At 33.8% G+C, this 12,757-nt stretch carries 15 protein-coding genes; 3 read left to right on the top strand and 12 right to left on the bottom strand.

The window, feature by feature from the left end:
- Nucleotides 1–128: 128 nt before the first annotated feature.
- Together J6D32_RS12680 and J6D32_RS12675 are read right to left on the bottom strand one after the other, a co-directional pair.
- On the bottom strand, nt 129–902 hold the full coding sequence (locus tag J6D32_RS12680; protein ID WP_229040087.1) for an endonuclease/exonuclease/phosphatase family protein: 774 nt from the start codon (nt 900–902) through the stop codon (nt 129–131).
- A 174-nt stretch (nt 903–1,076) separates the two neighbouring features.
- A complete protein-coding gene (locus J6D32_RS12675) occupies nt 1,077–2,243 on the bottom strand; it encodes a CD0519/CD1768 family membrane protein (RefSeq protein ID WP_006785535.1) in 1,167 nt (388 codons plus the stop codon).
- A 362-nt stretch (nt 2,244–2,605) separates the two neighbouring features.
- Here J6D32_RS12675 and J6D32_RS12670 point away from each other — a divergent pair, with 362 nt between their 5' ends.
- The gene (locus J6D32_RS12670) at nt 2,606–3,454 is read left to right on the top strand and encodes a coiled-coil domain-containing protein (RefSeq protein ID WP_009606429.1); all 849 of its coding nucleotides are present in this window, start codon (nt 2,606–2,608) and stop codon (nt 3,452–3,454) included.
- A 31-nt stretch (nt 3,455–3,485) separates the two neighbouring features.
- Here J6D32_RS12670 and gshAB read toward each other — a convergent pair whose 3' ends face one another.
- Genes gshAB through J6D32_RS12650 form a run of 4 tightly spaced genes read right to left on the bottom strand, consistent with a single transcriptional unit; the run spans nt 3,486 to nt 7,802 of the window.
- Nucleotides 3,486–5,753: a bifunctional glutamate--cysteine ligase GshA/glutathione synthetase GshB gene (gene gshAB / locus J6D32_RS12665; RefSeq protein WP_202944062.1), complete on the bottom strand. Its 2,268-nt coding sequence runs from the start codon at nt 5,751–5,753 to the stop codon at nt 3,486–3,488.
- 13 nt (nt 5,754–5,766) lie between these two features.
- Nucleotides 5,767–7,107: an MATE family efflux transporter gene (locus tag J6D32_RS12660; protein ID WP_006785531.1), complete on the bottom strand. Its 1,341-nt coding sequence runs from the start codon at nt 7,105–7,107 to the stop codon at nt 5,767–5,769.
- A 15-nt stretch (nt 7,108–7,122) separates the two neighbouring features.
- Nucleotides 7,123–7,521, bottom strand: a complete 399-nt coding sequence (locus J6D32_RS12655) for an arsenate reductase ArsC (RefSeq protein ID WP_006785530.1) — start codon at nt 7,519–7,521, stop codon at nt 7,123–7,125.
- A gap of 2 nt (nt 7,522–7,523) precedes the next feature.
- Nucleotides 7,524–7,802: an ArsR/SmtB family transcription factor gene (locus tag J6D32_RS12650; RefSeq protein ID WP_006785529.1), complete on the bottom strand. Its 279-nt coding sequence runs from the start codon at nt 7,800–7,802 to the stop codon at nt 7,524–7,526.
- A 189-nt stretch (nt 7,803–7,991) separates the two neighbouring features.
- Here J6D32_RS12650 and J6D32_RS12645 point away from each other — a divergent pair, with 189 nt between their 5' ends.
- Entirely contained in the window at nt 7,992–8,489 is a 498-nt protein-coding gene (locus tag J6D32_RS12645) for a DedA family protein (RefSeq protein WP_006785528.1), read from the top strand.
- Nucleotides 8,490–8,525: 36 nt separating this feature from the next.
- On the opposite strand, the gene J6D32_RS12640 is transcribed toward J6D32_RS12645, so the two are convergent.
- The 3 genes from J6D32_RS12640 to J6D32_RS12630 form a co-directional block, all read right to left on the bottom strand.
- A complete protein-coding gene (locus J6D32_RS12640; protein WP_006785527.1) occupies nt 8,526–8,939 on the bottom strand; it encodes a YtxH domain-containing protein in 414 nt (137 codons plus the stop codon).
- Nucleotides 8,936–9,232 (bottom strand): hypothetical protein, encoded by a 297-nt coding sequence (locus J6D32_RS12635; RefSeq protein ID WP_006785526.1) that lies wholly within the window; start codon nt 9,230–9,232, stop codon nt 8,936–8,938. The genes J6D32_RS12640 and J6D32_RS12635 overlap by 4 nt, the downstream gene beginning before the upstream one ends.
- 110 nt (nt 9,233–9,342) lie before the next feature.
- Entirely contained in the window at nt 9,343–9,543 is a 201-nt protein-coding gene (locus J6D32_RS12630; protein ID WP_040764131.1) for a hypothetical protein, read from the bottom strand.
- Between the two features lie 259 nt (nt 9,544–9,802).
- On the opposite strand from J6D32_RS12630, the gene J6D32_RS12625 reads away from it, so the two are divergent.
- Nucleotides 9,803–10,405 (top strand): DUF445 domain-containing protein, encoded by a 603-nt coding sequence (locus J6D32_RS12625; RefSeq protein WP_006785524.1) that lies wholly within the window; start codon nt 9,803–9,805, stop codon nt 10,403–10,405.
- A 194-nt stretch (nt 10,406–10,599) separates the two neighbouring features.
- On the opposite strand, the gene J6D32_RS12620 is transcribed toward J6D32_RS12625, so the two are convergent.
- The 3 genes from J6D32_RS12620 to J6D32_RS12610 form a co-directional block, all read right to left on the bottom strand.
- Nucleotides 10,600–11,070, bottom strand: a complete 471-nt coding sequence (locus J6D32_RS12620) for an MATE family efflux transporter (protein ID WP_006785523.1) — start codon at nt 11,068–11,070, stop codon at nt 10,600–10,602.
- 108 nt (nt 11,071–11,178) lie between these two features.
- Nucleotides 11,179–11,304 carry a hypothetical protein gene (locus tag J6D32_RS12615; RefSeq protein WP_262949471.1) on the bottom strand — a complete coding sequence of 42 codons (126 nt, stop codon included), beginning with the start codon at nt 11,302–11,304 and terminating at the stop codon, nt 11,179–11,181.
- Nucleotides 11,305–11,644: 340 nt separating this feature from the next.
- On the bottom strand, nt 11,645–12,736 hold the full coding sequence (locus tag J6D32_RS12610) for a YfjL-like protein (RefSeq protein ID WP_287467726.1): 1,092 nt from the start codon (nt 12,734–12,736) through the stop codon (nt 11,645–11,647).
- Between the last annotated feature and the right edge of the window lie 21 nt (nt 12,737–12,757).

Raw genomic sequence — 12,757 nt, 5'->3', positions numbered from 1 at the left:
TGTTATGAAGTATTTTGGGGGAACTTCATAACAATTAAATTAGGGTAGTGTCTTATTTTTCAAGACATATTCATTATCACATATTTTTAATGTCGATTTGTGTCTTTTTTATGTCGAAAAAATTTTTTTCAAGAAAGTGTAACATGAACATGAGCTAATAATGGATAATGATCTGATGGATATTGTCCATTGACATTATCCTTAATAATTTCAGCATGTAATACAGCACATTCCTCTGACACGAAAATATAATCTAAATGCATCCCTTTTTCAGAATCTTTAAATCGCCCCATCGTTGGTTTATTATAAATCGACTTATCATACTCTTGAACAGCAACAAATCGTTTATGACTCAATTCACCTTCAGTAAAAGTCTTAATGATACGATGATTGGGGGTTGCATTAAAATCCCCCATTAAAACTACTGGAATTTGATCTATCTCTTGCTGTCTTTCGATGTATTCACTAATTTTTTTTAATCCATATCCGCGGGCGGGAGATAAATAAACATCTAAATGCGTGTTGTAAATGCGAACCAACTCCCCACTATCTAGTCTAACTTTGGCTGTTGTACAAATTCGTGGAAACACTGAATACCAAATCGAGCTCCCTACTTTTTTAGGTTGATTCGATAACCAAAAGGTCTCTTCTTCTAAAATTTCATGTCGTTTTGATATTAATATGTTATTATGCTCCACAAAGAAACGTTTGCATCGTGGCTGTCCAATGATATAATAATCACTTAATTGTTCTTCTATATCTTTATACATTTTATTGGTCACTTCTTGCAAACCAATGATATCGCAGTTATACTTTTTTATTACATCAAATACAATGTGATTACGTTTATGCCATCTATTTTTCCCATCAAAAATAGAATCAGAACGTAAATTAAATGTCATCACTTTCAACAGACTACACCTCCGACTATTCTCTACCTGTTTCTAATCCTAATTAATTTTTATTTTAAGCTTAATTTCTATTTTTATTATACCACTGTTCTATTTTTTTGAATTATCTTTTCAAATAAAAAACCTATCTCAAAATTTGAGATAGGTTTCACTCTTCTAGGATATTTAAACGACTAGTAAATAGATAAAATGCGCTACCATCCCGGCACAAATCCCTCCAATAGTATGAGATAAGATGGCTTTACTACTTAATTTTCGAACACCCAAAGCATCCATCATTCCAACATGTGTACTTAGGTAACCACTCCAGCACATCCCCATTGCTGTAAAAACAGCAATATCATTTGGTGTAATGACTTGTTCTTGAATAAATCGTGGAACGAGTGACATTGCAGCTCCTACAGCTCCAAGAGATGTAATTGGAAAGGCAATAGCCTGTGAGTCTGTAAATCCAAAAATCGGATTTAGAATAAACATCAATTTTTCACCCAGTGCAGGTAATAAAGCAACCCCTTCATAAGCTGCGCCTGTATAAACTGATGCCCCCGTTACCGGATCGATAGATGGACCAAACGTTAAAAGCATCACAAGTGTACAGATAATTAAAACGCCTGGAATAATAGACATTCCCATTTCAACACCTGCTTTTCCTCCTTCTAACATGGCATCTAAGACACGTTGAAATAAATTTCCATCACGAATTTCACGATACTGTGTTAAATCTTGACTTTGAGGAATGGTCTCTAATGTTGAAGAGTTATGATGATAATATTTTTTGGTAAAGTGAATCATTAATCGAACACTCACAATACTTCCAACGATTGCTCCTAAATTTCCAATTAAAGCAGGCAAAATATAGTCTGTTCCAAGTGACATCATAAAGGTTGTCACAATTAACCCCATTCCAAAAGCAGTTCCTAAATTACACAATGCGGGAATTTGATAATCTTTGAAATACTTTTGAAATTCCTTATCTTTTGCAAAGGAGATAATGGCAGGATTATCTGACAAATACGTGGCAATTGCCCCAATAATACTAGCACCTGGTAATCCATACAATGGTTTAATAAAAACAGATAATAATTTATTGATCAAGGCAATAACACCAAACTCTGATAATAAAGCACTTAAAGCACCTGCCAATACGGCTAATGCCATAATGAAAAAGACCGTATTTAACAATAAATCATGGGCCGTATTCATGATGACTTCAAACATAATTCCGACTCCCATTTGACTTGCAATATAACCAAAGCCAAATAGAAGAATAGCTAAAAACACAAAGGTTTCTAAACTAACTGCTTTAACCTTCTTCTTTGTGTGTTGACTCATTTTTTTACCTCTTTTCTACTTACATTCCAAAGTAGACTTTTTTATTATAGAAAATAATTGTTTTTTCTTCAATATTCGACACCCTTTCAATATTTTCCAATTCAACATATAAAAGACAAATTAGGTTAATTAGTCTCTCACTAAAAAATGACCTTCCTATTGATACAGCTGCACCCTTCTCTCTGATATGCCTATTTCTTGGTATGAAGCATCTTAAGACTCTAAACTTTCATTAAATTTGATTTTCGTCGTTAACTATATTGAAAACGTTAAATTTTACTATTTTTTATATTTTCTGTTATAAATTTTTATAATCGTCCATAATATAAGAAAATCATTTAGACTTAGACATGGAGGATTTTATGAAACCTAAACAAATATTAATTAAACTATTATTAGTGTCTGGTGTCATCGCCTTGGGCCTTCCCCTTTTAATATCCTCTCCTACTCTTCACTTACTAGAAGAAAAAGACATCTCACTCATTGCTAATCGCATGAATAATCGCGCTTTATTCACCATTAAGTTAGATGATTTTGGTCAACCGATTTCTTATAGTCCTTTAATCCCTGATGAATCAATTCCAACACTAGCTGGTGCTACCTCACAACAACAAATCTTGCAAGATCATTTAGAAGAAGTGAGACAAGAAGTCGAAAATGCGCAAGACGAATTGGAAATTTTAAAAATACAAAAAAATATTTTAATTGAAGAAAGTAGTGCCTATACTGAATCACTTGAAAAAACATATTTAGAGCCTCTTGAAACCATTAAAAATGAAATTCAATCACTTGAAACAGAAAATATTGATCTTCCGTTACTCGCAATCACGAACTGTATCCATGCGATTTCAACTTTTGTTGAAAATCCTAACCAATCCGACTATGACCATTTACTCAACGATACATTAAGTCAATTAAATGAAGAACTTCAGGTTCAAGAAACCTCGGGATGGATTGAAACAGCTTCTAGATTTTTAAAATCAGGAATGACTCAAACAAAACTTAGCTTGAAGCTTTCAAAGGTAAACGACCTTATGACCCAATTTAGCCAAAGTATTCAATCAAATGACTCTAACCTTGAGGCATTTAAAAAGACAAAACGCCAACAAAAAGCGACAGAAGATGCGATTTCAACTAAATACGTTGAGTTAGATGAACTTATTTTAGAACTAAGTGGAATCTTATCTGAAATCGAAGAAGTGACACAATAAAAAAACAGATTGAATTCAATCTGTTTTTTTTTTATTGAACTAACGAAAGAGCTTTTAATATTGCCAAAGCCGCTTCACGTTTTTGACCAATAAATGGATACGTGTGAATGTGAATCGCTGGATTAAAATTCAATTCAATAATTGAGTAAGCTGAGGCAGGATTTTGAAAATCTTCAATCATCATATCAACCCCACAAATTTTAGCACCGATTGCCTTCGTTGCTTCACAGGCGATCTTTTTAAAATAATCATGAATATCATCAGTCATATCAATACTATCGCCACCCGTGGAGATATTCGAATTTTCTCGTAAAAAGACTTGCACATTCATCGGTAAGATCGTATCTGGTGTGTATCCTTGTTCGTATAAAAAACGAATAGCAATTTCATCTAATTGAATTTTTTCAAGGGGACGTCGATACTTATACCCTCGAAGTGGATTTTTATTTTTCAACTCAATCAACTCGGTAATTGAATGAACCCCATCTCCAATTACATTGGCTGGAACTCGATGTAAAATTCCAATCACCTCATTTTCAATCACCAAAAATCGATATTCTTTCCCTGAAACGAACTCCTCAACGATGACTTCTTTATCATGTGAAAAAGCTTCTTTTAAAGCTCTATAATACTCTAATTCACTGACTCCCTCTTCAAAAATACTGATTCCAATTCCAAAATTGGTCGATTTGGGTTTAATGACAATAGCTCGATTTTGATAACATTTATAATCTGACTGGGCTTTTTCTATGCTTTCGTACAATGCACCCGTTGGAACATTCAGATGATGATCTCTTAAAATTTCTTTTGTTACCTGTTTATTTTCCATGGCTAAAATCGTAATATAACTATCTAAGGACGTTTTCGTTGCTTGTTTGACGAACTCACAGTGCTCCCCATTAGATAATTTAATAAAATTTTCCGCTCGATCTAACACTTCAAATTTTACGCCTCGTTTAATAGCCTCTTTCATCAAAATTTGAGTCGATAACTCTAAATCTTCAAAACCAGGCAATTGAAATGGTGCGTCACTCGCTTCTTGTTTATACGTTCTGGCTAATTCTAAATTTGCGCTTAAATAATCTGTCTCCTGAACCATTTTCATCATCTTCGCAGATAAGGTTAAATTAGGATTTTTGATTTCGTCTTGTTTTCGATTTAAAATCGACGTTTGATTTAAATCATACGTGTCGTTGATTAGACTTATTTTCTTAAGGATACGCGTCGCTAACGTTTTTAGGCTCTCTTCATTTCCATTATAAAGTAACATTAACTTCTCGTCTAAACCTGAAACAGCGACTCTTCTTTCATTTTCATTAGCTTCTTCTTGCCAATTAGGATCATTTGACTCTTCTTCATCTAATAAGAAGAGCACAAATAACTGAATAAAATGTAAATCATTTAACGTAATCCCTTCTTTTGCAAATGGATTTAAATCAATTGAGCGAATTTCTAAATACTCAATCCCATCTTCAATAAGTGACTCTAGTAATTGATTCGGTCGGATTGCTTTTAGACGTATCGGACTATAAAATTCTTTAAAACTTGAAATTTCACCCGCTTCAATATAAGCCTTTAATGAGTTGACATACGTCTTAGCAGAGGTATAATCAACGTAAATTGGTTTTTTATTTTGATACCCACATAAGCTATTTCGAAACGAAATCGCCCCTGATCGAGAAAAACTTTTTGGAGCCACTTCATTGGATGAAACACTACATTCACTACAATAACTCTCATCAACAATGGGTGATGCCCCTAATAAATATATTAATAACCAACGATATCTAATATAATTTCGAACTACTTTTAAATAGATTGCATCTTTAAACAAGCGAAAATCCGAATAATCATGTTGTGCGCCAAACAACTTCACCAATAGTGATTCACTAAAAGAAAAGTTATAATGTAATCCCGAGATAAGTTGGCGTTTACCACCATATTTTTTTAGGAGAGATTCGCGATAAGTCATTAACTTTTGACCTTCTTCACTATCGCTAAACATCGCAATCGGAATTTCTTGATTTGGTTTAATAAAACATGGCATTGATTGAGGCCATAATAATTCGTCTCCAACCTCAACACTCACAATATCATAAAGCATACTTAAAAACTGATGAGCCTCTTCTAATGTTTTAAATGTTGGTGTAATCATTTCAATTTGGCTTTCTGAAAAGTCTGTTGTAATGTAGGGATTAAATTGCTTTTCCCCAAAGGCAGTTGGATGTGGGCTAAGGGCCAACGATCCATCTGGATTTACACGTAAACATTCACGTTCTATTCCAAATTTTCCTTCCATTAACTCCCGAGAATTAAGGAGTGACTTTAGCTGCATTAACATACCAATTACCTTCCTTTTCTTTTTTACAATAAATCCTAAATGCAACAATTCCTTTAAATAACATGCTCAAACTAATACTCATCCAAATTCCATTAACTCCAATCCACTGTATGAAAAAATAAGCCATCGGAATTCTTAATAATGTAAAACTAATCCCAATCATAGCGGGAATTTTAGGTAATCCCATTCCAACAAATGCACCATTACAAATAATTTCAACCGCCATAAAAAGTTGTGTTAATCCAACTAATTTTAAATAATCAGCTGTCATTTGAATGGTTTGCTGTTCACTGACAAATAATGAGGCTAGACTATCAGGAATGAATAGAAATACCATCGTCGTTAATAAGGAATATCCGACACCCAAACACATGGCTACCTTCATCCCCGATTGAATACGTTCATAAGCTTTTGCCCCATAATTTTGACCGACAAAACTTGCAATAGCTCCATTTAATCCACTAATGACCATATAGGTGATAGACTCAATTTGTAAGCCTATTTTTTGTGCGGCAATGGCATTTGTTCCAAAAACTGCAATCATTTTCGCCAAGACTATACTTACAAGCGTAAATAAGATACGTTGAGTTGACATTGGTAGACCTAATGAAATAATATCCCAATAAACCGATTGCTTTATTTTCAATTTGTAATCTAGTTTGATTAACGTACGAGATTGTTTAAAAAACAAACCACTCATGAAGGCATTCGCAATTAAGGTTGCTAATCCAGCACCCATTACGCCTAATTTCAGTGTATAGATAAAAATCGGATCTAAAACAATATTGAGAAGCACACCTAAAGCGCTAATCTTCAACGCTGCCTTATTTTGCCCAAAGCTATTATAAAGACGCGTATACCAAAAATTAAAGAAAGAAAAGAACACCATTGGGGCACTGACAAGTAAGTACTTGTATCCCTCAACTTCTACATAAGCATTCTCAACATCCAAAAATGAAATAAAAGCTTTTCCAGTAAAAATCAAAATCATGGCAAAAATAATCCCTATTAAGAAGTTTAACCGAAAACCAGCATTTATATAATCCTGTTGTTCTTGTTCATCCTTTTTTCCAAGGGCATGTGAAACTTTAATTCCTGTTCCGATGACCACGCAAGTATTAATAGCCGTTCCAATTCCAATTAAAAAACTAGATGTCCCAATACTAGCCACCGCATCGCTTCCTAAACGCCCCACTAGTAACATGTCCACTAAACTATACGTCAATTGCAAAACAGAACTTCCCATAATGGGCAATGCCAACGCTAATAGGACGGTCAATACTTTCCCTTCCGTTAAATCCACTTTTTTCACCGTTTGGCCTCCTCATTAAATTTCGTTATGTTTTAAACGATTTACTAAGTGCTCCATTTTTTGAAAAATAACATCACGGGTTTGACGAAAGACCTCCTCAGATTCTCCTGTCGGGTCCTCAATTCCCCAATCTTCTCGATGAGTACAAGGTAAATTTGGACAAGACACATTGCATCCCATCGTAATGACAATATCAACTTGTGGGATATCACTTAATAATTTTGGTCTTTGATTCAATTCCATATCTATGCCAATTTCTTTCATGATTTTCACGGCATCTTGATTGATCACGTCACGCTGTTCTGTTCCTGCTGAATAAGATTCAAAGACATTTAATCCCATCACACGTCCAAAGGCTTCAGCCATTTGTGACCGACATGAATTATGAACACATACAAAAGCTACTTTTTTCATTTTTATCTACTCCTCAACTGTTCGACTTCTTCAATTAGTGATTTTAAAAAAGGATACTTGGAAAACACACTCTCTGGGATATAGTAGTGCACCCACTGTCCTTTTTTTTGACTTTCAATTAACCCTGCTTGTTTTAATTTAATTAAATGTTTCGAGGTTGAAGATTGAGAACATTTTAAAGCGGGTTCAATTTCACAAACACAGCGCGCACCATGAAATAACAGACACATAATCTGCAACCTTTTTTCATCTGCTAACGCCTTTAATATTTCAACATACATGGCTTAATCTCCTTTATATTCCCATATCAGAATATTCCCAATCAGGAATATATTATAGTTTTTTAACTTATTTGTCAATGAAGATACGCTCTTTTAATATGGTGACTTGTTGGATTTCTATTCTTTAAGTGATAAATAATAGGAAATATGTTATAATCAACCCATATCTTTATTATTGAGGAGAATCAAATGTTTACCACTGAAATTTTAGAAAAACTCGATTTATTCGGCCCTTATTTAATCTTTTTGCTTATTTTTTTAGAAGGATTAAATTTAACGGGGATCCCTGCCATCGTCATTATGCCTGCCATCGGATTTTCTATTTACACGAGCTCATATAGCTTTTTCTTCATTTATCTAATCAGTGTCTTAGCAGCTATTTTAGCCTGTCTGGCTTATTATGCGGTTTCTTATAAATTTGGAGGAGCACTTTACGATTTTTTCTATCAAAAATTTCCTTCTACTCAAAAAAGTCTAGATAAAGCCACTGAGCTTAGTCACCGATTCGGTCCTCTGATGTGTTTGATTGGCCGAGTTGTGCCAACGGTTCGAACATTCATTTCATTAATGTCTGGTATCTTCAAAATTCCGTTGACAAAATATGCCATCTATTCAACAGGTGGAATTCTCATTTGGAATTTTGTGACCCTATCAATAGGGTATATCGTAGCGATCATTAGCAATTAAAAAACACATGCACGCTCTCGTGCATGTGTTTTTTAATTATTTTTCTGAAGCTTCAACTTCTTCTAAATCTTCTAGTGTTTGTAACGTCTCTAACATTTCAATGTCCTCTAATTCATCATGCAAACGAAGAGAAGGCATTTCTTCAACTTGATGATCTTCTATCACCGTTTTTAATTCTTGTAAACGTCCTGTTAATTGAGATACTTTTTCCTCAAGTTGTTGCACGCTATGGCTCCAGTCAAATTCATTGATTGATGCTTTAATCTCTTCAAGTTGTTCTTTACATTTTTCTTTAAAGGCATCTTGATCAAACTCTTTTACTTTTTGTTGTAAATCTTCAACATTTTGAAGTAACTGAGCTTGCATCTCTTTTCCTGATTTAGGCGTTAATAATAAAGCTGCGACTCCACCTACTAAGGCACCTAATCCAAAAATATAACGTTTTTTCATCCTCTCATCCCCTGTTTCTGTAATCTTTTAAGTTTTCTTTTTTGACGTCTTCTTCGAATGAAAGCAACAATCTTCCATCCCATTTTAATTTTTTGTTTAAACTCCTGAACCGTTGTATTCATTTCTCGCTTCAACTCTGACGGTACTTCTTTCATCTTTTGATTACATGTTTTAATTTGTTCCGTTTGAGTATTAATGGCTTGACGAAGTCGAGATAAGAGATAAACAGCGCTAATCGTTGCAACAATGACACAGGCAATCGAGGTTAGCATTAACCAATCATTTAGCTGCATATCATATAACTCCCTTTATTTACTAAATACTAGTATTGTTTGTAATTATAACCTTGTAAATTAAAGGTTTCAACCCTATTTGACACATTCTATAAAATTTACTCATTTTCCTATTGTAAAGCATCTACACGCTGTGATAGACGTTCAAGTTCATCAGTTAACTCGTCTAAATCAATTTCCTCTTTTTGCGGTGTGACATCCTGATGTTTAACATTGACGCTTGACTTTGAGTCCATCCATTTTTTTGTGATGAAAGCTCCCATGACTCCTCCTACGCAAACTCCAACTAAAAATGATTCATATTTTTTCATACGTATAATTTCCCTTTCTTTACTTAAAACTAAACATCTTTGGTTTCTAATGATCTGCACTCATTATAGAAGAAATCTTCCATTAAATGCAAGCTATACCTGTCTTTAGTTATCGATAAATGTCACACTTTATCATTTACATCTCAAATGAAGTTTGATAAACTTATTTTTATTCTTCTAGCAAAGTAAGTCTTAAATCCAAGATTTCATCAAACAAAATAAAAATTAGATGACTCGATATACAGAGGAGGTTTTCATCATGAATCATTTTTTTACCGTTCTTTTATTAACGGTTGTTGGAGCCTTAATTGGATGGATAACAAATATTTTTGCAATCAAGCTCTTATTTCGCCCCATCAAGCCAATTAAAATTCCGCTGACTCGTTTTACGATAGTCGGATTAATTCCAAAACGCAAAAAAGAAATTGCTAAAAACATTGGGGAAGTCGTCGCAAATGAGTTAATTTCAATTCGTGAACTGATGGATGAAGCAGTCACAGAAGAGGATTTAACCCAAATTCGATTTTTCGTAAAACGCAAAATTAAAGCAGTCATTGATGAAAAATTAAACATCATTCCGTTTCCCTTCAAAGGGATGATTCAAGGTCCACTTGATGAATTAATTGAAACAGAAGTGAACAATGGCTTGACCGATATTATTGTGAATATTAAAGACATGATTGAACTGCGTGTTAACATTGCTAAAATTGTGGAAGATAATATCATGGCACTAGACTTACGTGAACTCGAACGCATTATTTTGCAAGTAGCTAAAAAAGAATTAAAACATATTGAAATTCTTGGGTTTATTTTAGGTGGTGTCATCGGACTCGTTCAAGGAATTATACTGATGTATCTATAAAAAAAGAGAGCTTAGTCTCTCTTTTTTTATTCTGACATTTCAACTAAGGCTTTACTGTTCCACGTCCCTAACTTAAATCGGATCACAAAAACGAAGGCTCTCAAACATTCATCAATAGCCATGGCAATCCAAATTCCAACTAATCCATAATTTAGTAAAACCCCGATATAATAACCAAATCCTACAGCAATTAACTAACATCCAATTAAACTAATAATTACGGCAAACTTAACATCACCGGTTGCTACTAAGCATTTGGTCATGGTCATTTTAATCGCACGTCCTATTTCTAAGAAAAATTCAACAAAAATAAGTGGTTTGCCAAGCGTAATAAGGAGTGCATCCTTTGTAAACAGTGAAAAGATGGCATCACTATTTAAATAAACCATAAAAGTAATAGACAGTGAAATGACAATTGAAATCAAACAGGTTGACCAGACACGCTTTTCTACATCGTCAAACTGATGCGCTCCCACTAAATACCCCACAACGATTTGACTGGCTTGAGAGATAGCAATTGAATAAACGTAGGCAACGCTAGCTAGCATGCTACAATAAACCTTTGTCGCAATGACTGCAGTACCAAATAAATTAATAAATTTTAAAATAACCCTCTGAGATAAATTATAGGAAAATTCTTGGGCACCTACCGGTAGCCCGACCACTCATAACTTTTTAAAAACATCAGTTGGAAACGGTTTTACAGTCTTCAATGAGATGTGTTCATCAATTTTTTTATAAATAAATAGATAACAATCAATAAACCAATAACTTTACTCACATTTTGTTGAAATGGCAGCTCGGGGAATTCCAAGTTGTGGAAAACCGAATACCCCATTAATTAAGATGGCATTTCCTAGAATATTGATAAGATTCATCACGATAGCTGAAATCATCACTTCTTTGAGTCATGAATAACTTCGTAAAATAGCAGTGAATGTCATGTATCATCCTTGAACTTAGATAAAAGCACCGACTATTTTTAAATAAAGACATGCCTGTTCAATGACCGTATTAGGCACACTCATCCAACTGAATAGTGGTCGATATTCCCTACTAATAATTGAAGTAATAATTCAATCAAAATCGCTAATGACATCATGATAACTCTTGATGTCTTTTGATGATTTGTTCTCATTATTTTCTCCTCAAATTGGTATATTTTATAATTCAAATCGAATCCTATCATAATTTTAGTAAAAAAAAAAAAAAAAAAAACACCCATTTTCAGTTGGTGTTTTAAAATTTATTTGAACTTTTATTCGTTTTAATTCCATAACTTGAAACATTAGCGAGACCAGCCTCGATTCGAGCCGCGAGTTGACCACTTAAAATATCATTTGGAGTTATACTTTCAATCCAAATACACTCTTTTTGATTTTGAGATTTCAAATGATAAACATCAAAATGATATCCTTTCTCTTCTAACACCTCAAAAACACTTACGATGAAATCACTAAGTTCATCTATACTTTGGGTTTCAAGTGTAAACTGTAACGTAATTTGTGCTGAAATAGGCAAAGTTTCATCAAATTCCATCCCGAGTTCTAGGATCTTTGACATATAATCGACTGCATCAAAGTCATAATAAACAAATGACTGATTCTCTTTAAGGTGGAACTTCTCATTAAGTAACTCATTCACCAAAATAGAATACTGTGCTGATAATCGCTTTAATGTATTAAAATAACTCAACACATGACTTTCATACGTATCATCCACAATCTCACCATTTTGATAGCTCACTGAAAAATTTAAATCTTCATTTTCCTCATGGTAGATTAGCGATTGATACGAAGCAGTTTCAAAAACATACGTCGCTTCTTTCACTTTCAAATCTTCTTTAGGATATTGATGTTCAACATATCCCTCAATCGCTTTCGTTGCTTTATTGGCATCGAATGGATTTCCAATTAATGAATTAGCTCCGGCTAAAATCCATAGTAACAAAAAAGTCCCCATTACACCTAAGACGGAACGTTTTTTCCAATTCACCGTCTGATTGAATAAACACCTGAAACAACTTAAAATCAAAGCCCCTATTCCGATTAATGCCGCATACGTCATTGTCATAAAAATAGAAAAACTAATCATCCCGCTATAAATCCCAGACTGAATTAATTCCCACCCCAATAACAATGCGAATAAAGTACTCATTAAATAAACTAGCATCTTCAAAACTGGTAATACAGTTCCAATCCTAAGAAAAGCTCCTACGATAGGAAATAGCAAACTATTATAAAACAAGGAGTCTGTCCCCGTGTTTAAGACGCCAACCCATAAAAGGACAAGCCCTAATCCTAAACTACCTTTTTGAATGGTTAATTTCATATTCCCCCACCTTTAAAAAAG

The sequence above is a fragment of the Turicibacter sp. genome, from assembly GCF_017941855.1.
Classification (GTDB): domain Bacteria; phylum Bacillota_I; class Bacilli_A; order MOL361; family Turicibacteraceae; genus Turicibacter; species Turicibacter sanguinis.
The sequence above is the reverse complement of the archived record's forward strand: the minus strand, read 5'-3'. Positions and strand labels throughout refer to the sequence as shown.